The 21448-nt window shown below is 50.7% G+C and carries 21 protein-coding genes, 3 pseudogenes and 1 other annotated feature; of the genes and pseudogenes, 22 read left to right on the plus strand and 2 right to left on the minus strand.

Annotation, left to right across the window (positions count from 1 at the left end):
• Positions 1-867 precede the first annotated feature (867 nt).
• The 4 genes and pseudogenes from J7E21_RS16620 to J7E21_RS14590 form a co-directional block, all read left to right on the plus strand.
• Positions 868-1157, plus strand: a pseudogene (locus J7E21_RS16620) (iron chelate uptake ABC transporter family permease subunit); the annotation flags it as partial.
• A 7-nt stretch (positions 1158-1164) separates the two neighbouring features.
• Positions 1165-1536 (plus strand): annotated as a pseudogene (locus tag J7E21_RS16360) (iron chelate uptake ABC transporter family permease subunit); the annotation flags it as partial.
• Between the two features lie 92 nt (positions 1537-1628).
• Positions 1629-2283, plus strand: a pseudogene (locus J7E21_RS14585) (iron ABC transporter ATP-binding protein).
• 149 nt (positions 2284-2432) lie between these two features.
• Positions 2433-3077: a phosphatase PAP2 family protein gene (locus J7E21_RS14590; RefSeq protein WP_215109060.1), complete on the plus strand. Its 645-nt coding sequence runs from the start codon at positions 2433-2435 to the stop codon at positions 3075-3077.
• A gap of 81 nt (positions 3078-3158) precedes the next feature.
• Here the strand turns inward: J7E21_RS14590 and J7E21_RS14595 are convergent, their stop codons facing one another.
• Entirely contained in the window at positions 3159-4442 is a 1284-nt protein-coding gene (locus tag J7E21_RS14595; RefSeq protein WP_215109062.1) for an ammonium transporter, read from the minus strand.
• Between the two features lie 12 nt (positions 4443-4454).
• Positions 4455-4796, minus strand: coding sequence for a P-II family nitrogen regulator (locus tag J7E21_RS14600; RefSeq protein WP_215109064.1), 342 nt, complete (start codon positions 4794-4796; stop codon positions 4455-4457).
• A 197-nt stretch (positions 4797-4993) separates the two neighbouring features.
• Here J7E21_RS14600 and J7E21_RS14605 point away from each other — a divergent pair, with 197 nt between their 5' ends.
• The 18 genes from J7E21_RS14605 (at position 4994) to trpA (ending at position 21445) form a co-directional block, all read left to right on the plus strand.
• A complete protein-coding gene (locus J7E21_RS14605; RefSeq protein WP_215109178.1) occupies positions 4994-5632 on the plus strand; it encodes a uracil-DNA glycosylase in 639 nt (212 codons plus the stop codon).
• A gap of 105 nt (positions 5633-5737) precedes the next feature.
• Entirely contained in the window at positions 5738-6547 is an 810-nt protein-coding gene (zupT, locus tag J7E21_RS14610; protein WP_215109065.1) for a zinc transporter ZupT, read from the plus strand.
• Between the two features lie 80 nt (positions 6548-6627).
• Positions 6628-7068: a DUF4003 family protein gene (locus J7E21_RS16365; RefSeq protein ID WP_251048039.1), complete on the plus strand. Its 441-nt coding sequence runs from the start codon at positions 6628-6630 to the stop codon at positions 7066-7068.
• 3 nt (positions 7069-7071) lie between these two features.
• Positions 7072-7215, plus strand: a complete 144-nt coding sequence (locus J7E21_RS16370; protein WP_251048040.1) for a DUF4003 domain-containing protein — start codon at positions 7072-7074, stop codon at positions 7213-7215.
• 50 nt (positions 7216-7265) lie between these two features.
• Positions 7266-7532 carry a DUF4003 family protein gene (locus tag J7E21_RS16375; protein WP_251048041.1) on the plus strand — a complete coding sequence of 89 codons (267 nt, stop codon included), beginning with the start codon at positions 7266-7268 and terminating at the stop codon, positions 7530-7532.
• Positions 7533-7558: 26 nt separating this feature from the next.
• The gene (locus J7E21_RS14620; RefSeq protein ID WP_215109067.1) at positions 7559-8776 is read left to right on the plus strand and encodes an MFS transporter; all 1218 of its coding nucleotides are present in this window, start codon (positions 7559-7561) and stop codon (positions 8774-8776) included.
• A gap of 118 nt (positions 8777-8894) precedes the next feature.
• The gene (locus J7E21_RS14625; protein ID WP_215109069.1) at positions 8895-9749 is read left to right on the plus strand and encodes a GNAT family N-acetyltransferase; all 855 of its coding nucleotides are present in this window, start codon (positions 8895-8897) and stop codon (positions 9747-9749) included.
• Positions 9750-9802: 53 nt separating this feature from the next.
• Positions 9803-10771, plus strand: a complete 969-nt coding sequence (locus tag J7E21_RS14630) for an ABC transporter ATP-binding protein (protein ID WP_215109071.1) — start codon at positions 9803-9805, stop codon at positions 10769-10771.
• Positions 10768-11406 (plus strand): ABC transporter permease, encoded by a 639-nt coding sequence (locus tag J7E21_RS14635; protein WP_215109073.1) that lies wholly within the window; start codon positions 10768-10770, stop codon positions 11404-11406. The genes J7E21_RS14630 and J7E21_RS14635 overlap by 4 nt, the downstream gene beginning before the upstream one ends.
• Positions 11407-11495: 89 nt before the next feature.
• Entirely contained in the window at positions 11496-12389 is an 894-nt protein-coding gene (locus tag J7E21_RS14640) for a glycine betaine ABC transporter substrate-binding protein (protein ID WP_215109075.1), read from the plus strand.
• 175 nt (positions 12390-12564) lie between these two features.
• Positions 12565-13716 carry a thiolase family protein gene (locus tag J7E21_RS14645; RefSeq protein WP_215109076.1) on the plus strand — a complete coding sequence of 384 codons (1152 nt, stop codon included), beginning with the start codon at positions 12565-12567 and terminating at the stop codon, positions 13714-13716.
• Between the two features lie 30 nt (positions 13717-13746).
• Positions 13747-14517 (plus strand): 3-hydroxyacyl-CoA dehydrogenase, encoded by a 771-nt coding sequence (locus J7E21_RS14650; RefSeq protein ID WP_215109077.1) that lies wholly within the window; start codon positions 13747-13749, stop codon positions 14515-14517.
• A gap of 24 nt (positions 14518-14541) precedes the next feature.
• Complete coding sequence (locus tag J7E21_RS14655; RefSeq protein WP_215109079.1) at positions 14542-15690, plus strand: acyl-CoA dehydrogenase family protein; 1149 nt, start codon at positions 14542-14544, stop codon at positions 15688-15690.
• Positions 15691-16674: a CaiB/BaiF CoA transferase family protein gene (locus J7E21_RS14660; protein WP_215109080.1), complete on the plus strand. Its 984-nt coding sequence runs from the start codon at positions 15691-15693 to the stop codon at positions 16672-16674. It begins immediately after the preceding gene.
• Between the two features lie 146 nt (positions 16675-16820).
• Positions 16821-17048 (plus strand) — a binding site (T-box leader).
• A 62-nt stretch (positions 17049-17110) separates the two neighbouring features.
• On the plus strand, positions 17111-18103 hold the full coding sequence (gene trpD / locus J7E21_RS14665) for an anthranilate phosphoribosyltransferase (RefSeq protein WP_215109081.1): 993 nt from the start codon (positions 17111-17113) through the stop codon (positions 18101-18103).
• Complete coding sequence (trpC, locus tag J7E21_RS14670) at positions 18100-18873, plus strand: indole-3-glycerol phosphate synthase TrpC (protein WP_215109083.1); 774 nt, start codon at positions 18100-18102, stop codon at positions 18871-18873. The genes trpD and trpC overlap by 4 nt, the downstream gene beginning before the upstream one ends.
• The gene (gene trpB, locus J7E21_RS14675; protein WP_215109084.1) at positions 18870-20678 is read left to right on the plus strand and encodes a tryptophan synthase subunit beta; all 1809 of its coding nucleotides are present in this window, start codon (positions 18870-18872) and stop codon (positions 20676-20678) included. Before trpC ends, trpB begins: the two co-directional genes overlap by 4 nt.
• Positions 20675-21445 (plus strand): tryptophan synthase subunit alpha, encoded by a 771-nt coding sequence (trpA, locus tag J7E21_RS14680; RefSeq protein WP_215109086.1) that lies wholly within the window; start codon positions 20675-20677, stop codon positions 21443-21445. Before trpB ends, trpA begins: the two co-directional genes overlap by 4 nt.
• The last annotated feature ends 3 nt before the right edge of the window (positions 21446-21448 follow it).

Genomic DNA, 21448 nt, shown 5'->3' on the forward strand with positions numbered 1-21448 from the left:
AGTAGAAGAACCCAAAAAATCAGCCTCCCGCCCGGAGGTTTATTTGGCGTTCTTAATTATTTCTATTGCCAGTTCCACACAAAACCAAACCTAAACCACTTCGAAATTCCCGCGAAAAATCCGCGGGAATTTCTTAAGTTGACAGGTATGGGCGGGAATCGAGCCTCCTCGTCGCGCAAAAACCGCGCGCTCCTGCTGGGGCTCTCAAACCCGTCGCTTCGCTGCTCCCTCAGGCGTCGCCGACCTGCGCTCCATCTCTATGTTTATATTGGTTGGTATTTTCTTCAACTTTTAAATTAGCAACCAATAGCAAAGATCTCACTGTTAATAAAATCGACACTTAATAAGATTTCCAAGAAAAGGTGTCGCAAAAGTTATTCTGGTCATTCACTGTGCAGGTTAAATCAGTTTTCTGTTCACTACGCTCCACTAAGGAAGCGATTTCCCCACCAGTGGATGAAATCTATAGGAGTAACGCAATTTTTACAGGCTAGAGTCAGTGGGAATGAAAAGCCGCCTTGCGCTCACGGGTGAGCCGAAGCACTGAGACAGGTGGTTTTCCGGGCTCACTGCAGGAGGCCAACCCAAAGCGGGGCGGCGGATATCTAGATGATTCTTAAAACAAACCGCTCGCACTTTTCAACCTTCCACTCAAAATCTCATAACCCCCACATCTAGGTGGGGTGAATAGAAAAAGCTCCACGAATCCGAATAAACGGTGAACATTGTGGGGAAAAAAGTCTGTTGAAAGTGATTCTCAATTAACCCTTAACGCTATTTTTTATACTGCTATACTAAAAATCAGTTAATAACTGATAATAATTATCATTCTTAATTATATGGAACAGCGGATAGGGAGCATCATTCATGAAAAAACGTATTTTAATACCAATATTGATCGTCCTGTCTTTAGTTTCCCTGTTTGTTGGGGTCAGCAGCATCAGTCCGGCAGATCTTTTGGATTTCACTTCAGAAGAAACACAGATTTTCCTTGTCAGCCGCTTTCCGCGACTCATCGCGATTTTATTGGCGGGGCTGGCATGAGCATGGCTGGGCTCATCATGCAGCAATTGAGTCGCAATAAATTCGCCTCTCCGACCACTGCCGGTACACTTGATGCGACGCGGCTCGGCATTCTCGTGTCGATGCTTCGGTTTGGCTTGGCGCCATAATGCCTCGCTCGATGTGTTGTCGCTCGGTCGGGATACGGCGGTCAATTTGGGTGTCGAGTACGATGCAATCGTCAAGAAAATGCTCGTGCTCGCGGCGGTGTTGATCGCCATCGCGACAGCACTCGTCGGGCCGATCACGTTTTTCGGCTTAATCGTGGCGAATTTGTCTTACCAGTTCTTTAAATCATATAAGCATTCCGTGTTGATCACGGGAGCGAGCGTCATCAGCATTTTGGCGCTGGTCGGCGGCCAATGGGTCGTAGAGCGCGTCTTCGCGTTCAATACGACGCTCAGCGTCATCATCAATTTCATCGGTGGTATTTATTTCATCTATCTGCTATTAAGGGAGAGTCGGTCTAAATGATCCAAGTTCGGGAACTGACAAAATTGTATGGCAAGTAACAAGTTGTGGAAAATGTATCGGTCGATATTCGGCAAGGGCAAATTACGTCGTTTATTGGACCGAACGGCGCGGGGAAATCGACGCTATTGTCGATGGTCAGCCGTTTGTTGGATGCAGATACCGGAGAAGTGCTGATTGATAATACCAACAAGAAGCAAATGAAGTCAAAGGACTTTTCGAAGCGTGTGTCCATTTTAAAGCAGTCGAATTTCATGAATGTGCGCTTGACGATTCGTGAACTGGTATCGTTTGGGCGCTTCCCATATTCGAGAGGCCGTTTGAATGCAGAAGATGAACAAATGGTCGACCAGGCGATACCTTGGAGATATGGAAGATTCTTATTTGGACGAGTTGTCGGGCGGCCAGCGCCAACGCGCCTTTATCGCGATGGTCATCGCACAGGACACGGATTATGTTTTGCTCGATGAACCGCTGAACAACTTGGATATGAAACATTCGGTGCAGATTATGAAAATCTTGCGCCGCCTCGTGGACGAACGCGGTAAGACGGTCGTCATCGTATTGCATGACATCAATTTCGCCTCCGTTTATTCGGACCGGATTGTCGCATTGAAAAACGGCCGTGTCGTCAAAGATGGCCCGACAGAAGAAATCATCCAATCGGCCGCTTTAAAAGAAATCTACGATATGGACATTCCGATTCAGCAAATGAATGATTGCCGGATTTGCGTGTGTTTTAATTCGTAAAGGCTGATTGTGATCCAAACAAGGAAATATGGAACCTGTGTGGAAGTTTACTTCTATGCAGGTTTTTTTGTTTCCTAAAGGGTATTGGTATAGTAAGACTTTCCAACAAGCCCTATGATCAGGTAGCGCTAAGGAAGAAGGTGTAGGGAATGAAACGTATTTTTTATCCGCTGGCAATGGCTACGCTGCTCGGATTTTTCGGTATTTTGTTCTATTATCAGCAAGAACCGGTGCGGGAGCTGGACGAGCGGGCAGCCTCCCTAATAGGTGGGATCGGTTGGCTCGATGCGATGTCCTTTATCGGAGACCAATGGGTGATCTTCACTGTCAGCTTTTCGCTTCTGCTATTTCTTTGGATTTTCCGGAAAGATTACAGAGGAATGCTATTCGTCTTTCTCACAGTCGGTGCAGGGAACGCGCTGAATCATTTGCTGAAAGAATGGTTTGAGCGGCCAAGGCCGGATTTTCCTCAAGAACTCGCGTCTTATAGCTTTCCATCCAACCATGCAATGGTCGGGTTATTGTATTTATTCACACTCGCTTATTTTCTCGGGGGAAGAGCAGCGAATAAATCGACACGGCTATTGATTTGGGGAACTGCCATTGCCCTGTCGGTTGTGGTGGCTTTGTCCCGCGTTGCGGGGGGCGAGCATTATCTCTCAGACGTGTTGGCGGGCATGTTCCTCGGCTATACATGGTTTGTGCTAGTTGCCATTTGGTATGAGATGCGGGAGCGGCAGTTCCGCAAGCGCAGGCAAGTGCAGAGCGAAGAGGCGAGCGTACGGGAATTATAAAAAATGAAAAAACCGAACGGAGAAGGACGCTTCTCTGTTCGGTTTCTATTTTTATTATGACCCCTATGTTTTTTCTCTCTATTATACTTTCCCGGATACGGGACGTTCGTCTCCCAACTGATTCAGCCGGTCGGCAAAATTGTCTGTTCGGCCGGATGAACCGCGCAACACGTCTTGCATCGAATAAGCTTGGGAACCGTGTTCCGAAAAGTCTAATCCGATTTCTTCCTCTTCAGCTGTCACACGCAGCGGCGTCACGACATTGATGAGAAAGAGCACAGCTCCTGTAGTGACGGATGCCCAGGCGACGACGGCCAGTATGCCGACTGCTTGGATTCCGAGAATTTCAGCACCGCCTCCATAAAGAAGCCCGTTGTTGACATCGAAGAAACCGATTGCAAGAGTTCCCCAAATCCCAGCAATACCGTGGACGGATACAGCCCCTACCGGATCGTCCACACGAATTTTCGTATCTAATATATGAACAGCTTCAGTCATGATGATCCCAGCTAGCAGTCCGATGACGATCGCGCCGAGGAATGATACGTTGGCAGCTCCGGCGGTGATTCCGACGAGACCTGCAAGCGCGCCGTTCATTGTAAGCGTGCCATCAATCCGGCCGTAGCGGAAGCGGGTGTAGAGCGCCGTCGCCAAAACGCCGGCAGATGCGGCAAGCAAGGTGTTGGCGATGACTGGCGGGACAAGCGCAGGATCTGCTGCGAGCGTACTGCCTCCGTTAAAGCCGAACCAGCCGAGCCACAGGATGAAGACGCCGAGAGCGCCGAGTGGCAAGCTATGGCCGGGAATCGAGTTGACGGTTTTCCCGGAGTATTTCCCGAGGCGCGGTCCGATTTTCCATGCTGCGACAAAAGCTGCGACAGCTCCTGTCAAGTGGACGACGGTAGATCCGGCAAAGTCGATAAAGCCGATTTGAGACAACCAACCGCCACCCCATACCCAGTGTCCGACAATCGGATAGATGATGGCTGTCATGGCTACAGTCAGCAAAATATAAGCGGTCAAATGCATGCGTTCGGCAACGGCACCTGAGATGATCGTCGCGCATGTGGCGGCGAAAACTGCCTGGAAGACGAAGAACCCGATGTCTGTTACACCTGACAACGCGAATCCTTCTGTTCCGATTAACCCAAATGAAGATGGACCGAACATAATGGCGTATCCGACAATGAAGTAAAGAATCGATCCAAGTGAAATGGTGATCATGTTTTTCATTAAAATATTGAGGGTATTTTTAGAGCGGGTAAATCCGGTTTCCACCATAGCGAATCCGGCGTGCATGAAGAATACAAGCATTGCTCCGAGCATGACCCACAGCATATCGACTGAACTTTGTACAGCTTCCATAATAATCTCCCCTTATCCAATCGCGACAGCGCCGCGTTCTTTTGTTCTGATGCGTATGGCTTCTTCCACAGGCAAGATGAAAATCTTTCCATCTCCGACTTTCCCGGTGGAGGCGTAATCGAGCAGCGCTTGGATGATGTCTTCGACTTTGTCATCCTCGACGACCATCTCCAATTTTAGTTTTGGAGAGAATTCCATGCGGTAAGTATTTCCACGGAACAAGCCAATGCGCCCTTCCTGCTTGCCGATTCCGGCGATTTCCGTTACGGTCAAGCCGTCGATTCCTTCTAGAGCTAAGGCTTGCCGAACATCTGCAAAAACCGAAGGGCGGATAATAGTCTCAATCTTTTTCATGCTTCTTCCTCCTCGTGTTAGGTTTTCTAACATGAATCTTTTATGTTAGGTTTGTTAACATATTAATCAATATTTTCTGACAATGCAAGCATTATTTTTAATTGATGTTAGATTATCTGACATGGAAACAACGAAAAAGCTACTAATAACGGCGAATAAGGGGTTATTTCGCAATAAAAAAAGAAAAGGTGATGACGATGTATCGAATTCCAGAAGATTTGGCCGAATGGGGAAAACAACGCATAGCGGAATATGCAGTCGAAGGCTTTGTTTGGGGAAGTGGTCCGGAAAAGCCCGCTTTGATGCTGGTCGGGGAAGCGCCGGGCGAGAACGAAGTGGAGACGGGCATCCCGTTCACGGGCCGCGCCGGAAAAGAATTGATGGCGTCGCTTGCAGACATCGGTTTGTCGAGAGAAGACGTCTATATTACGAGTGCGGTCAGAAGCCGCCCGTATAAATGGGGAGAAAAACGTAAGCGGAACGGTGAAGTAGTGGAGCGGAAATACAACCGCACACCGAATAAGAAAGAAATCATTGCCCATGCGCCGATATTGGATGAAGAAATCCGTGCGACGAAGCCGCCTTTGATTGTGACGCTCGGAAATATCGGCTTGCAGCGGCTTGTCGGCCCAAAAGCGAAAATTACGCAATTGCACGGAACTTTAATCGAGACGCCGATTTTCTATTGGGACGAGGAAAACGCTTCATTCGAAAAAACAACAGAGAGCTATCATATTTTTCCGACCTTCCATCCGGCGAGTGTATTCTACAATCCTGTTGTCCGTGAATATCGGGATTCGGATTGGGAAAAAATCGGGCGATTGATCCGTTCATAAGCTGCATGAATAATGGGAAAACTTTCCGTGTTAAAAAAAGTTGCACGAAGGAAACTTTTGGCGTAGAATAACCTTATTCATTAGAAACGGAAGGAAGTTGGCTTTATGGACAGTACGGTGTTATTCGCGCTGGGCTTAACTGTTTTCGCTGGACTTGCAACAGGGATCGGCAGTTTTATAGCCTTTTTTGCTTCACGTACCAATACGAAATTCCTGTCTGTGTCACTCGGTTTCTCAGCAGGTGTAATGATTTACGTATCAATGATCGAAATTTTCTTTAAATCAAAAGATGCTTTGACGGCTGCCCACGGGGAAACCAACGGCTATTGGCTGACGCTTCTAGGCTTTTTCGGCGGCATGATTTTCATGGCAGTGTTGGATCGTATATTGCCTCAACTGGGAAATCCGCATGAAGTGAAAACGGTTGAAGATATGGATGACGGCCCGACGAACGACGAATATGCACGGCTCCGGAAAATGGGGATCTTCACGGCCTTGGCAATTGCCATCCATAACTTTCCGGAAGGCATTGCGACGTTCATGTCCGCAATGCAAGATCCGGCGCTCGGCATCGCGATTGCGATTGCTGTAGCAATCCACAATATTCCGGAAGGCATCGCGGTTTCTGTGCCGATTTATTACGCAACCGGCAGCAAGAAAAAAGCTTTTAAGTACAGTTTTCTTTCCGGCTTAGCCGAACCGTTCGGCGCGATTGTCGCGTGGCTATTCTTGATGCCGTTTCTCAGCGACACTTTATTTGGCATCGTCTTTGCCGGGGTGGCGGGCATCATGGTATTCATCTCACTGGATGAATTGCTGCCGGCAGCGAAGCGCTACGATGAAGCGCATCTGTCGATTTACGGATTAATTGCCGGGATGCTCGTAATGGCTCTTAGCTTAGTTCTTCTTGCATAACTTGAAACTTTGCGCCTCCTTGACCGTACAAACGGTCAAGGAGGCGTTTTCTATGGAAATAAAAAAGATCGAAGAAACGTTTGAGCAAGTGTCTAAAACGCTGGGCTAAGCAAGTCGCGCTCGCTGTCACGATGATTTACCTGAGCCGCGGTCGCGCATTCGATGCGGACATCCATAATAAAGCTTCCCAATTGATCAAAAGTACAGAAGGATTCGCTTCGCCGCTTCGTGCACATCTTCATCACATTGTTGTCGCTTATCTGGTGTTAGAGGATGAACCGGTGGCGCAAGGCTTGGTGCGCTTGAACGCCAATCAGCAGGCGCTGGTGCAAGAGAAGTTTTGGAAGAGTGCGTATACGTATCTTGGCGGTTTGGTGATGGAAGCGCCGGAAGAAGCAAAGAGGGCAAGGGGATTGTATGATGCGATGAAAGCCCAGCAGCCGTTTTTAACTTCAAGTGAAGACATTCCGTATGTGGTGCTGCTTGGAAGGCGCGAAGGAAACCTGAAAGAACGGGCTTAGACGATGAACCGTTACTATACCGAACTGCGGCCGCAAGGGTTCTCGCCAGGAAATCATCTGCAATGGCTCAGCCAGGCGATGGCGTTTGATTCGCCTTCGTTTCAGCCGGAGGGGGCTGGGCGCGTCGTGGCAATCCGTGATTTTTAAAGGCGGAAAACATAAAGGTCCGCTCAGCGCATTATCCGGTTGTCGGCTTTTTGGCGATCGCTAAAGCGGACGGGGCTGCACTGAAGTCTGTCGCGGAAATGATGCGCGAACTGGAAGGGTCAAAACTGTTCCGCTGGTACAAGAAATGGGCATTGCCTTTTGCTGTGCAATTGGTCATGGCCGAATCAGTGGAGCTTCGCGACAGTGAAACGGCGATGTTTGCGGCTTCTGTTGAAATGCTTCTGCAAGCGCAGCAAGCGGCGATGCTTGTCACGACATGCCTAGAGGCGTATAGTGAAGCTGTAAATAATCTGTGACAAGTGTCAAGACAAGGGGAAAGTACATGACCATCACAAATGAGAAAACGACAAAAACAATTTCACAACGCAAACTATTGGGGGTAGCTGGACTCGGCTGGCTTTTCGATGCCATGGATGTCGGGATTTTGGCTTTCGTCATCGCCGCACTCCATCAAGACTGGGGCCTCACTTCCCAGGAAATGGGCTGGATCGGTGCCGTCAACTCCATCGGGATGGCTGTCGGAGCTTTCGTCTTCGGGGTTTACGCAGACCGTGTCGGCCGCAAGAAGATCTTCATCATTACTTTATTGCTCTTTTCGGTGGCAAGCGGCATTTCCGCCTTTACCACCACGCTAGCAGCTTTCTTGATCCTGCGTTTCTTTGTCGGCATGGGGCTTGGCGGGGAGCTGCCGGTCGCAGCGACGTTAGTGTCTGAGAGCGTCCCGGCAAAAGACCGTGGCCGCATCGTAGTTTTGCTGGAAAGTTTTTGGGCAGCCGGTTGGTTGGTGGCTGCGATCATTTCGTACTTCGTCATTCCTACGTACGGTTGGCGGGTCGCGCTGTTGCTGACGGCATTGCCGGCGTTTTACGCACTTTACCTGCGCCTCAATTTGCCGGATTCACCACAATTTACTGCGAAAAAGAACGTGTTGCGTTCAGTTTCCACGAATGTCCGTGAAGTTTGGTCGAAAACGTATCGGCGTCCGACGATGATGCTGTGGATTGTCTGGTTTACCGTCGTCTTTTCCTATTACGGAATGTTCCTATGGTTGCCGAGCGTCATGGTGATGAAAGGATTTCCGTTGATTCAAAGTTTCCAATATGTATTGATTATGACGCTGGCGCAGCTGCCAGGGTATTTCTCGGCGGCTTGGCTGATCGAGCGCGCCGGCAGGAAGTTCGTTCTGGTGACGTATTTGATCGGAACTGCCGGGTCTGCTTTAGCGTTTGGCAATGTGGAAACTGTGACGGGGCTTCTCGTCTCAGGCGCATTGTTGTCGTTCTTCAACCTCGGTGCGTGGGGAGCGCTTTACGCATACTCACCCGAGCAATACCCGACCGTCATCCGGGCGACCGGCACAGGAATGGCCGCATCTTTTGGGCGTATCGGTGGAATTTTAGGGCCGCTCCTAGTCGGCTCGATGCTGACGGCGGGCTTTGGCATCAATATCATATTTGCGATTTTCTGCGTCTCGATTTTGATCGGTGCTTCGGCAGTTGCTTTTCTTGGAACCGAAACAAAACAAATGGAATTGGATTAACGAAACGCGGGCCGAATGAGCCTGCGTTTTTGTTTTCTCAAAAGCGAAAAGAGGAAATGAGTAGGATTTAGCTAATAAGTATTAATCAAATGAATTTAATGGAAACGAGTGTGGAGTCATGGAATGGAAATGGTATCAAGATAGTAGTGCGTATGCTGAAGCAGCGTGGGCGTTGCTGTCGAAGAAGGAAGATCGTTATAGTTTATTTCTCGGCGTTCTGGCACAGATTAAAGAAGGGCGCTATGAAAAGTTCGTAATCGGCCTGGCGGAAGATGTGGAAGGCGTCGCAGCGCTTGCTTTAATGACGCCTCCACATCCGCTGCAACTGATTGTCTTGCGTGAATCCGCGGGAGCTGAAGCACTGGTTGCGCAAAAGTTCCATGAGGCGGGCCTCGTTGTCCCGGGCGTCATCGGCGATAAAGCAGCGGCGCAGAAATTCGCGCAGGCATGGAGCGGCTATACCGGTGAACAAGCTAATGTCGCGATGGACCAGGGCTTATACCGCATCGATGCGGTGCGGAAAAAACTCCCGAAAAGCCCCGGCAGCTGGCGTGTGGCGAATCGGCTCGACGCCCCGCTGCTGATCGATTGGTATCTGTTATTCGGGGAAGAGACGGGCAACGGCAGTCCGGCGCAAGCTGAAGCCGAAGAAAAAATAGCCGATTTCATCAACCGGAAAGAAGTGTTTCTTTGGGAGCATGAAGGCCGTACGGTGTCCTGTGTAAAGAAAGCGCGACCCTCCAAGCATGGTATTACCGTATCGTTTGTATTTACGCCAAAAGAACTGCGGAAAAAAGGCTATGCACGCTCGTTGGTTGCCGAAGTGACCGAAGAGCTTCTAGAAGAATATGATTTTGCCATATTGTACACTGACTTAAGCAATGGAACGTCGAATAAAATTTACCAGGAAATCGGCTATGAGCAAATCGCCAACCCTGTACACTTGAAATTTGAAGCAGTGCCGCAGGAGTAAAGGCCTGTGTGAAAGGGTATAGGGAAACGACCGATTGAAAGGGGGAGAGGCGGATGATCCGCTTTGACAAGGTCACGAAACAATTTCCGGATGGTACAGAAGCGTTGAAAGATATTTCGCTCATCTTGCCTGCGCGACAGCTGACCGCTATCATCGGCCCGAGTGGCTGCGGCAAAACGACCTTGATGAAGATGGTGAACAAGCTCGAGAATCCGACGGCAGGAGCCATATACATAGACGACGAGCCGATTACCGAGATGGATGAAGTGAAACTGAGGCGGTCAATCGGCTATGTCATTCAGCGGATCGGCCTGTTTCCGCACATGACCATTAAGGAAAACGTCTCACTCGTTCCAAAGTTGTTGAATTGGCCGGCAGACAAGACAGAAGAGCGCGCCAAAGAATTACTGCAACTGGTCGGGTTGGACCCGGCCATCTTCATGGAGCGCTACCCACTGGAGCTAAGCGGCGGGCAGCAGCAGCGAGTAGGCGTTGTCCGGGCGCTTGCGGGAGATCCGAACATCGTCTTGATGGACGAGCCTTTTTCGGCGCTTGATCCGATTAGTCGCGAACAATTGCAGGACGAGCTGCGCCATTTGCAGCAGGAAATCCATAAAACGATTGTTTTTGTTACGCACGATATGGATGAAGCTTTGAAAATTGCTGATACTATTGTAGTGATGCGAGATGGGCAGATTGAACAAATCGGCACGCCGCAGCAATTGATCGACGAGCCGGCGAATGAATTTGTCCACAGCTTTATCGGTGCTGAACGCATCAACCAAAAACGTTCGTTCGGGGATCGCCGCTTGAAAGAGTTTTCGTTCCTGTTGGACACTGCGTGGGCAGGAGAAGCGGAGCAGGTAGAGGCCAAAATGACCGTCAGTGAAGCGCATCAATTGTTGGAGAAAAGCGGAAAGCCGCGTCTTGCAGTTGTGGCAAACGGCGAAGTGATCGGCTTTGCCGGAGAGCGGGAATTATTAAAAGCAGCGCTTCATGAGGAAAAGGAGGCGCTCGTATGATGGAATTTATCGATACGCTCATCAGCCGCCAAGATATGATCCAAAACGCATTTCTCGAACATATTTATTTATCGTTTGTTGCGGTGGCGATCGGCATTGCAATCGCTTTGCCGACCGGTATCTTGATTGCACGCTACCGCCGGTTTGCTGAGCCTATTATCGGGGTGACTGCTATCTTTCAAACGATTCCGAGCTTGGCGCTGTTCGGTTTTCTCGTGCCGATTCTTGGCATTGGGTCGCCGACTGCTTTAATCGCACTCATTATTTACGCGCTCCTGCCGATTTTGCGCAATACATACGCTGGCATCGTTGGAGTCGACGGCTCGACGATCGAAGCCGGTCGCGGAATGGGCATGACTAGAACGCAGATTCTGCGCCAAATCGAATTGCCGCTGGCGCTGCCGTTCATCATGGCGGGTATCCGCACAGCGACCGTCTTAACGGTCGGCATTGCCACTCTGGCGACATTTGTTGGGGCGGGTGGATTAGGTGATATCATCTACCGCGGTCTGCAATCGTACAATAACTCGCTGGTGCTTGCCGGTGCATTGCCAGTCGCATTGCTGGCCATCGGCTTTGATTTCATTTTGAAATCGATTGAAAAACGCGCAACGCCAAAAGGCTTGAAAACCTAAAGCCAAAATGGAGCGGTTACGCAATCCCGACCCATTGGGTTAGAAACAAACAGCTTTTGGGCAAAGTCATTATTAAGGGGGAATTATTGATGAAAAAAACAGCAGTTGGAATGTTGATTGGCACATCCGCTTTGCTTGCCGCTTGCGGCGGAAGCGGGGATTCGGAGCCGATCGTCATCGGAGGGAAACCTTGGACAGAGCAGTATATTTTGCCGCATATCATCGGGCAATATATTGAATCGAATTCGGACTATAGCGTTTCTTATGAAGACGGATTAGGAGAAGTGTCGATTTTGACGCCGGCACTTGAAAACGGAGATATCGACCTGTACGTCGAATACACCGGCACTGGGCTAAAAGACGTCTTGAAGCGCGAGTCGACTCCGGGACAGTCTTCTGAAGAAGTGTTGGAAGAAGTGCGGGCAGGCTATGAAGAAGAGTTGAATGCGACGTGGCTCGAGCCGCTCGGTTTTGAAAACGGCTATACTTTAGCGTATACCAAAGATTATGATGCAAAGACGTACTCTGACCTTGCGGAAATCTCGCAATCAGAAAACATGCGTTTTGGTGCGCCGCATCCGTTCTATGAACGGCAAGGCGATGGTTTTGATGATTTAGTGGTGACGTACCCATTCGAGTTTTCCGCAACGGAAAGCTTTGACCCGGCAATTATGTACGAAGCGGTCCAAAGCGGCGATGTTGATGTCATTCCTGCTTTCACGACAGACAGCCGGATCCAGTTGTTCGATTTGAAGACAACAGAGGACGATTTGTCATTCTTCCCGAAATACGATGCAGTACCGGTCGTCCGGATGGAAACGCTCGACGAATATCCGGAACTTGAAGAATTGCTAAACAATCTGGCTGGCCAGATTACAGAAGAAGAAATGCTCGCGATGAACGCGCGTGTGGATGTGGACCAGGACATCCCGAACGAAGTAGCGCGGGAGTTCTTGGTGGATAAAGGATTGATCGAAGAATAAAAAAACCTCTGCGGCGAATGCTGCGGAGGTTTTTGCTATATTGTGGCAAATGATTTTCATGCATTCTTTTTCAAGTAGTATTCTAATGGATGTTCTTGTACAATAAAGCTAGATGAGTGAATAGTCATTCAATTCAGTTTAATGGAATCGATTTCAATTAGGGAGTGAATTATATATGAGAGAAGTAGTTATTGTAGAAGCTGTGCGTTCGCCGATCGGCAAGCGAAAAGGGCAATTCCGGGAGACGCGTCCCGATGAACTGGCGGCCGCCGTGCTTGCGGAATTGGTCAAGCGTGCGGGCGTCGATAAAGGAAATGTGGAAGATGTTATTCTCGGCTGCGTGTCGCAATCAGGTGAACAAGGCGGGAATATCGCAAGGACCTCAGCGCTGATTGCCGGATTCCCGGATTATGTGCCTGGTGTGACGATTGACCGCCAGTGCGGATCGAGCCAGCAAGCGGTCCATTTCGGCGCGCAGGCGATCCTCTCGGGCGATATGGACATCGTCATTGCAGGTGGAGTGGAAAGCATGACGCGCGTTCCGATGTTCTCCAATACGCAAGGTGCAAAACCAAGCAAAAAATTGACCGAGCAATACGAGATCATCAACCAAGGCTTATCGGCAGAGCGGATTGCGGCGAAATGGGGCTTTACTCGTGAACAGCTAGATACATATGCCGTACAGAGCCATAACCGTGCACAGCACGCAATAGACGCAGGCCGCTATGACAAGGAAATCGTGCCGGTTGAAGCGGCAGATGAAGAAGGCCGCTTGCAAACCGCCACAAAAGACGAAGGACCAAGACCCGGAACGACAGAAGAAGTGCTCGCTGGATTAAAACCGGCATTTGATGAAGGGGGAGTCATCACTGCGGGTAACGCCAGCCAAATGAGCGACGGGGCGTCCGCAGTTCTGTTGATGTCGAAAGAAAAAGCCGATGAACTGGGATTGAAGCCGAAAGCGCGTATACTCGCCCGTACCGTTGTTGGATCTGACCCGACACTGATGTTGACAGGGCCGATTGCCGCAACGAAAAAAGTATTGGAGAAAGCGGGGCTGACCATCGAAGACATGGACCGCTATGAAGTGAACGAAGCGTTTGCGCCGGTGCCGCTTGCATGGCTCGCAGATATAGGGGGAGACCCTGGCAAGCTGAACGTTAACGGCGGTGCGATTGCACTCGGCCATCCGTTAGGTGCGACCGGCACAAAACTATTGGTGTCGCTCGTGCATGAATTGGAGCGTTCGGATAGCCGCTACGGTTTGCTTGCGATTTGCGAAGGCATGGGCATGGCCAATGCGACCATCATCGAAAGGCTTACGTAAAATATAGAACTGGGCAAAGGGGAGAATGAGATGGATTTTTCTAAAGTAAAAGCAATTGTTACAGGTGGCGCATCAGGGCTCGGCGAAGCGACGGTGCGCCATATCGCAAGCAGTGGCGGACAAGCGGCGATTTTTGACCTGAACGAGGAGCGCGCCAAGCAATTGGAAGAAGAGTTTGGCGGTGGGAAAGTCAGTTATTTCGGTACGGATGTCACAAATGCTGCGCAAGTAGAGAAAAATATCGAGCTCGCAGTGGAACATTTTGGGGCCATCAATCTCGTCGTCAATTGCGCCGGCATCGGCACGCCTGGAAAAGTCGTCTCGAAAGGGCAGCCGCTTGCGCTGGACCGGTTCGAAAAAGTCATTCAAGTCAATTTGATCGGCAGCTTCAACGTCTTGCGGGTCGCAGCAGCCGCTATGCAGAAAAACGAGCCGAATGAAGACGGTGAAAGAGGTGTCATCATTTCGACTGCTTCTGTCGCAGCTTTTGAAGGGCAAATTGGACAAGCCGCTTACAGCGCGTCAAAAGGCGGTATCGTATCGATGACTTTGCCGATTGCACGGGAATTCGCACGCGCCGGCATCCGGGTGATGGCGATTGCGCCGGGACTCATGAAAACACCGATGTTTGACGGTTTGCCGGAATCGGCGATTGAGTCGCTTTCTGCTTCAGTGCCTTTTCCGGCGCGTCTCGGAAAACCTGAAGAATACGCAAAACTCGTGGAAAGCATTGTCGAAAATCCGTTATTGAATGGGGAAGTGATCCGCCTCGACGGCGCAATCCGCATGCAGCCGAAATAAAGAAAGAAAAGGGGGATGGGGAAAATGGCGAGATACCGTTTTGAAGAAGAAGAGCATATGATGTTCCGCAAATCCTTGCGCAAGTTTCTAGAGAAAGAAGCGGTGCCCAACTATGATCAATGGGAAAAAGACCGGCTCATTCCGAAATCGTTTTGGAAAAAGATGGGCGATATGGGCTTTTTATGCCCTCAAGTAGAAGAGCAATACGGCGGTTTGGGCCTTGATTTCCGCTACGGCGTCATCATCGGAGAAGAAATGGAGCGCGTCGGGGCAAGTCTGACCGGTGTCGGGCTCCATAATGACATTACCGTTCCTTATGTCGAATCATACGGGACAGAACAGCAGAAACAGGCTTGGTTGCCGGGCTTCATCAGCGGAGACTCGATTACCGCCATCGCGATGACCGAACCAGGAGCGGGATCGGACCTGGCGAATATCGCCGCCACGGCGGTCAAACAAGGCGATCATTATATCGTCAACGGCCAAAAAACCTTCATCACCAACGGCATCAACGCGACGCATGTGCTCGTCGTCGTTAAAACCGACACGAAAGCGGAGCCAAAGCACCGGGGCATCTCCCTGTTGATGGTTGAAGAAGGCACACCGGGCTTCGTGAAAGGGCGCAAGCTCGACAAAGTCGGGCTGCACGCGCAAGATACATCAGAATTGTATTTCGAAGATTGTAAAGTGCCGGTTGCAAATCTCATCGGGGAAGAAAATAAAGGATTTACATATTTGATGGAAAAACTTCAGCAAGAGCGGCTGGTCGTCGCGCTTGCCGCGCAGATCGCGTCAGAAGATATGCTCGAGATGACGATCGATTACGTGAAATCCCGTAAAGCGTTCGGCAAGCCGATCAGCGCTTTCCAGAACACCCAGTTCAAGTTGGTAGAGATGGCGACCGAAATCGAACTCGGCAAAGCATTCCTCGAATCCTTGATCGAAGAACATATGGCCGGCAAAGATATCGTCTCAAAAGTGTCGATGGCGAAATACTGGCTGACGGATACGGCGAAGAGAATTTCCGGCGAATGCATGCAATTGCACGGCGGCTACGGTTATATGGAAGAATACAAAATCGCCAGGCGTTACCGCGACATCCCGGTGGCAGCGATTTATGCCGGCTCGAATGAAATTATGAAAACCATTATCGCCAAGCGGATGGGCCTGTAGGTGAAAGGGGCGCTGACAGGTATTCGCGTTCTGGATGTGACCTATTACGTGCCAGGTCCGTTTACCGGGATGCGGCTCGCGAGGCTTGGTGCGGAAGTCATCAAAGTCGAACCGCCAAACGGCGATCCATCGCGCGGAATGGGAGGCGGGCTCGTGCACCAGGCGCATAACGCCAATAAACAGATCGTTCATTTGGATTTAAAGTCTGAAGGCGGAAAGCGGGAGATGCTCGACTTGATCCGTTCTGCCGATGTGTTGGTTGAAACCTTCCGTCCGGGTGTCATGAAAAAGCTCGGCTTGGACTATGAAACCGTTAAGCATTTGAAGCAGGATATCATCTACTGTTCATTGTCGGGCTATGGCCAAACGGGGGAACTGGTGCATCTTGGCAGCCACGACCTCAATTATTTGGCGCTGTCCGGTGCACTCGATCAGCTTAAGTGTGAAGACGGCCGACCGGTGCATCCGACCAATACGTTAGCGGACTATACTGGGGGCTTGCTCGCTAGTGAACAAATCCTTGCCGCTTTGATCCGCAAGTTCCGGAGCGGTGAAGGGGCTTATTTGGATATCGCACTCGCGGAAGTGATGGCGGAATTTTTGCCGAATCACGATGCCTATCATGCAAGGGGATTATCGGATCACGGCGTTCCGGAAATCGGCGGCGGACGCATCAGCTATGCGATTTACGAAACAAAAGACGGGAGATATGTCACACTTGGTGCTCTGGAAGAGAAATTTTGGCATAATTTTTGTTCGCTGGCGGGGCGTTTCGACTGGCACGCTTGGGCGGAATATGCGCCGGGAACGCCGGAGCATAAGGAAGTCGCCGCGTTTTTCAAGACCAAAAGCTGGCAGGAGTGGTACGCTTTATCACTGACTCATGATTGCTGTTTGGCGCCGGTATTGAGCGCGAGCGAGCGGCATGCCCATCCGTTTTTCCGGGACCGTGCGGCTAAGCTTAAAGAAAGCGAAGCGCACTGAGCAGTTTCGTTTGGGCTTCAGAAAGAACGGGAATTATCGTTTAACACTTGACAGAATATACAAAACCTTTTAGTATGAAGAACAACTTGTTGAACGAGCGGCAAGTCTATTCGAGAGCAGAGCCAGAAGAGATGAGAACAGAACAGTGTAAATCGAGGAATGAGACGAGTAGGCAGTGGCATCTATTTAGAGAGTCAGCGGCTGGTGGGAGCTGATTGGGTGTGCTGTGCGAATGGACTTAGGAGAGCCAGCCGGAAAGCGGAAGCGAGTATGGCGGACGTACCCCTGCGTTAAAGGGAAAGGCGTAAGCCTTTTAAGTGAGTGCAAAATTGCATTAATGCGTGGTGGTACCGCGGTTTAAAACCGTCCCCGCAACCGGAATAGATTTCGGTTGCGGGGATTTTTGTATTCTAAAACGAGACGAGGAGAGATTGAGATGAGCAGAGTAGAGAATATGAACGAACAAACAATGAAACATCAAGCATTGAAATTGCTCGAAGGACGTATGAACCCGCAACAAATGAAAGAGTTTTTGAGTGCTTTGCATACAAAAGGCGAGACGGCCGATGAACTGGTCGGGATGGTCCTCGCCATGCGGGAAAAGGCAGTGAAGCTTCCCGAAATAAAAGGTGAGCTGGTGGATGTTTGCGGCACAGGCGGCGATAAATCCGATAGCTTCAACATCAGCACATTGACGGCATTTGTCCTGGCGGGCTGCGGCATGAACGTCGCCAAGCACGGCAACCGGAGCGTGTCCAGCAAAACCGGCAGCTCGGATGTACTCGAAGAGCTCGGGATTTCGACAAAGCTGTCTGTCGCGGAACTTCCGACACTCGTCGAACAAACCGGCATCGCCTTTTTGTTCGCACCAGCCATTCACCCGGCACTCGGGAGCTTGCGGCAAGTGCGCAAGGAAATCGGCACGCCGACCATCTTTAATCTGGTCGGGCCGCTTGCGAATCCGTTGCCGATCACCATTCAAATGAGCGGTGTTTACCGCCCTGATATGATGGAGCCGATGGCCGATGCGCTTATGCGGCTCGGCAGAAAAAGAGGAGCGATCGTCCACGGCGCAGGAGGGCTTGATGAACTGTCCCTTGTCGGAACGAATCAGTTGATCGTCTTTGACGAAAACGGAAAACGCAGCATGACGGTCCATCCGCATGAAGTCGGACTGGATGTCGCGCCGATTGAAGCGATTCGCGGAGGAGATTCGAAGCGCAATGCCGAGATCTTTGAACAAGTGGTCAGCGGCATACCGAGCGCCTACTTGGACACGGTGGCACTCAATGCTGGAGCGGGCCTTTATGTGAGCGGCCGTGCTGAAAGCATTGCACAAGGCGTACGCCAGGCGAAAGAGTCGATTCTCTCCGGGGAAACGGCGCGCGTATTTGAATTGCATCGCTTAGCATCGGGGGTGCTCGTATGACCATTCTAGACAAAATCATGGAAACGAAAAGACAGGAAATCACCACATATGAACATGCTTACCCGCTAACCGAGCAGTATCCGGCAAAGCCGAAACTCATCGAATCCTTGCGGAAAAGCCGCGGAGTCATTTCGGAAATCAAACGCGCTTCCCCGTCAAAAGGCGCCATCCGCATGGAAGTGGATGTAGTGGAGCAGGCGGAGAAATACGCAAGCGCCGGTGCAGCCGCCATTTCCGTTTTGACGGATGAACAGTATTTCAAAGGTTCCATCGAAGATTTGCGGAAAGTGGCGCGTGCAGTATCGGTTCCGGTGTTGTGCAAAGATTTCATGGTCAGTGAAATACAACTTGAGCGGGCACAAGCTGCCGGTGCAACGATTATTCTGCTCATTGTCGCGGCGCTTACGGACGAAGAACTAGAGCGGTTATTCCGCTATGCGGATGATTTGGGCTTGGAAGTTTTAGTAGAAGTGCACGATGCGGCAGAACTTGAGAAAGCCGTGGCGCTCGGTGCACAGCTGATCGGCGTCAATAACCGCAATTTGAAGACATTCGAAGTGTCGCTCGAACGCACGGCGGAACTGGCGAAAAAATTCCCGTTTCACAGCAGCGCGGTGTTGATCAGCGAAAGCGGCATGAACAGCGCGGCGGATGCGCATTATGCTTATGAACTCGGTGCAAAAGGCGTTTTGGTCGGAGAAGCCTTAATGCGTTCAGAAGATCCGGAAACGTGGATCCGCCGGGCCACAGGGCAGGAGGCAGGACAATGACGCGTGTGAAAATTTGCGGATTAATGGAAGAACAGCACGTGAGAGCGGCATCGCCAGCGGATGCGATCGGTTTTGTTTTTGCGCCGAGCAGGCGCCGCGTATCGGTGGAGCGTGCGGCGCAACTGTCCCGTCTCGCACCGGAAGCGGTGGAGCGGATTGGTGTGTTCGTCAATGCTTCCTTCGAAGAAATCGCAACAGCGGTCGAGATGGTTCCGCTGACGATGGTGCAATTGCACGGAGACGAACCGGATGAATTGATCAGGCGCATTGATGTGCCAGTGATCCAGGCATTCTCAATCCGGACGCAAGAAGATGTTCGAAAGCTTGAAAGTTCGATTGCGGACTATGTATTGGTCGATGCGCCAGGGACCGAATACCGCGGCGGGAGCGGGCATGTATTTGATTGGAGCCTTCTCGAAAACACCAACTTGGATAATAGCCGCCTGATTTTAGCAGGTGGATTGAATGCAGATAATATACAAGCAGCAATCAGCCAGACCAATCCGTTCATGGTCGACGTTTCGAGCGGCGTGGAAACGGACGGCCGAAAAGACGAAGCAAAGATCCAGCAATTCATACTACAGGCAAAGGGTGATTCGATGGAGAGAACAAAAGAGAAAACAATAGACCCGGTAGGATTTTTTGGGCGCTACGGCGGCCAGTTTGTTCCGGAAACTTTGATGAAAGCGGTCAAAGAGCTCGAAATAGCGTATGAAGAAGCGAAGAACGACCCTGAGTTCCAGAAAGAATACCATGATTATTTGCGCGAATATGTTGGCCGTGAACAGCCGCTGACCTTTGCTGCCCGTATGACGGAAGCGTGGGGCGGACCGAAAATTTACTTGAAGCGCGAAGATTTAAACCATACTGGAGCGCATAAAGTGAACAATGCCATCGGCCAAGCCTTGCTCGCACAACGCATGGGCAAGCGCAAAATTGTCGCTGAGACCGGAGCCGGCCAGCACGGTGTTGCGACGGCTACGATTTGCGCCTTGTTCGATTTAGATTGCGTCGTTTTCATGGGCGAAGAAGATATCAAGCGCCAGCAGCTGAATGTCTTCCGTATGAAACTTTTAGGTGCGCGTGTGGAAAGTGTATCAAAAGGAAGCGGGACGCTGAAAGATGCCGTGAACGAAGCGTTGCGCTATTGGGTGACCAATGTCGAAGACACCCATTATTTGATCGGTTCGGCACTTGGGCCCCACCCGTTCCCGACGATGGTACGGGATTTCCAAAGCGTCATCGGCAAGGAGACGAAACGCCAGATCCTTGATAAAGAAGGCCGTCTGCCGGATGCAATCGTCGCATGCATCGGCGGCGGCTCAAACGCCATCGGCATGTTCTACCCATTTGTTAATGATGAAGCGGTCCGATTGATCGGTGCTGAAGCGGCAGGAGAAGGCGTCGATACCGACCGCCACGCTGCGACTTTGACAAAAGGTTCAGACGGAGTGCTCCACGGAGCCATGATGAAACTTCTGCAAGACGATGCGGGGCAAGTGCAGGAAGCGCATTCGATTTCCGCAGGCCTTGATTATCCGGGTATTGGACCGGAGCATGCACATCTTGCAGACATCGGACGTGTCACATACGAAGCGATTACAGACGACGAAGCGCTCGCTTCAGTCGTCGAAATGTCCCGTTTGGAAGGCATCATCCCGGCATTGGAATCAGCTCATGCTGTAGCGGAAGCGAAAAAGCAAGCGCAGGCAATGGGGCAGGGAGACATTCTCATCATTTGCGTATCCGGCCGCGGCGACAAGGATATGGCGACATACGCCGAAAGATTGGAGGGGCTGTCATGAAAAGATTAGAAGAATTAAAAGAAGCGGGGCACAAAGCTTTCGTCGCTTATATTATGGCCGGTGACGGCGGACTCGAAAAACTAGGTGAGCAAATCCAGTATCTTCAAGAGCGCGGAGTGACCGCCATTGAAGTTGGCATCCCGTTCTCCGATCCTGTAGCGGACGGCCCGACGATCGAAGCGGCCGGAAACCGGGCGCTCGCGGAAGGTGTGACGCTTGAGAAAGTGCTCGCTGCGATGAAAGGTTTCGAATTTGAAGTGAAAGTACCGCTCATCATCATGACGTATTTGAACCCGGTTCTCCGATTCGGCGCAGAGCGTTTCACGGAAGAAGCAAAAAAATCCGGAGCAACAGGTATCATCATTCCGGATTTGCCGTTTGAACACCGGCAATTGATCGAGCCGTTCGCTAAACAGCAAGGGCTCGTACTCGTGCAGCTCGTGACTTTGACGACCATCGACAGCCGCTTGAAAGAAATTCTGAAAGAAGCGGAAGGCTTTGTTTATGCGGTGACGGTGACCGGGATTACCGGAACCCGTGATGATTTGGCAGAAGAAGTTGGCGCGTTCACACGCAAAGTCCGGGACTTGAGCCCGGTACCGGTGTATGCCGGGTTTGGCATCTCGAAAGAAAGCCATGTCGATATGTTGCGGGAAGATGTCGACGGTTTTATTGTCGGCAGCGCAATTGTCCAGGCATTTCACGAAGGCCGCATCGCAGACATCGAACCTTTGATTGATGCAGTGACCGTCCCGCATTCGGTATAATGC

Origin of the sequence: Planococcus sp. ISL-109 (genome assembly GCF_018613655.1) — a bacterium.
Classification (GTDB): Bacteria; Bacillota; Bacilli; order Bacillales_A; family Planococcaceae; genus Planococcus.

What these genes read in the sequence shown, in the direction of transcription:
- J7E21_RS14590 (WP_215109060.1), top strand. Translation starts at nt 2,433, where the DNA reads ATGAAACGTATTTTTTATCCGCTGGCAATGGCTACGCTGCTCGGATTT.
- J7E21_RS14595 (WP_215109062.1), bottom strand. Translation starts at nt 4,442, where the DNA reads ATGGAAGCTGTACAAAGTTCAGTCGATATGCTGTGGGTCATGCTCGGA.
- J7E21_RS14600 (WP_215109064.1), bottom strand. Translation starts at nt 4,796, where the DNA reads ATGAAAAAGATTGAGACTATTATCCGCCCTTCGGTTTTTGCAGATGTT.
- J7E21_RS14605 (WP_215109178.1), top strand. Translation starts at nt 4,994, where the DNA reads ATGTATCGAATTCCAGAAGATTTGGCCGAATGGGGAAAACAACGCATA.
- zupT (WP_215109065.1), top strand. Translation starts at nt 5,738, where the DNA reads ATGGACAGTACGGTGTTATTCGCGCTGGGCTTAACTGTTTTCGCTGGA.
- J7E21_RS16370 (WP_251048040.1), top strand. Translation starts at nt 7,072, where the DNA reads ATGAACCGTTACTATACCGAACTGCGGCCGCAAGGGTTCTCGCCAGGA.
- J7E21_RS14620 (WP_215109067.1), top strand. Translation starts at nt 7,559, where the DNA reads ATGACCATCACAAATGAGAAAACGACAAAAACAATTTCACAACGCAAA.
- J7E21_RS14625 (WP_215109069.1), top strand. Translation starts at nt 8,895, where the DNA reads ATGGAATGGAAATGGTATCAAGATAGTAGTGCGTATGCTGAAGCAGCG.
- J7E21_RS14630 (WP_215109071.1), top strand. Translation starts at nt 9,803, where the DNA reads ATGATCCGCTTTGACAAGGTCACGAAACAATTTCCGGATGGTACAGAA.
- J7E21_RS14635 (WP_215109073.1), top strand. Translation starts at nt 10,768, where the DNA reads ATGATGGAATTTATCGATACGCTCATCAGCCGCCAAGATATGATCCAA.
- J7E21_RS14640 (WP_215109075.1), top strand. Translation starts at nt 11,496, where the DNA reads ATGAAAAAAACAGCAGTTGGAATGTTGATTGGCACATCCGCTTTGCTT.
- J7E21_RS14645 (WP_215109076.1), top strand. Translation starts at nt 12,565, where the DNA reads ATGAGAGAAGTAGTTATTGTAGAAGCTGTGCGTTCGCCGATCGGCAAG.
- J7E21_RS14650 (WP_215109077.1), top strand. Translation starts at nt 13,747, where the DNA reads ATGGATTTTTCTAAAGTAAAAGCAATTGTTACAGGTGGCGCATCAGGG.
- J7E21_RS14655 (WP_215109079.1), top strand. Translation starts at nt 14,542, where the DNA reads ATGGCGAGATACCGTTTTGAAGAAGAAGAGCATATGATGTTCCGCAAA.
- trpD (WP_215109081.1), top strand. Translation starts at nt 17,111, where the DNA reads ATGAGCAGAGTAGAGAATATGAACGAACAAACAATGAAACATCAAGCA.
- trpC (WP_215109083.1), top strand. Translation starts at nt 18,100, where the DNA reads ATGACCATTCTAGACAAAATCATGGAAACGAAAAGACAGGAAATCACC.
- trpB (WP_215109084.1), top strand. Translation starts at nt 18,870, where the DNA reads ATGACGCGTGTGAAAATTTGCGGATTAATGGAAGAACAGCACGTGAGA.
- trpA (WP_215109086.1), top strand. Translation starts at nt 20,675, where the DNA reads ATGAAAAGATTAGAAGAATTAAAAGAAGCGGGGCACAAAGCTTTCGTC.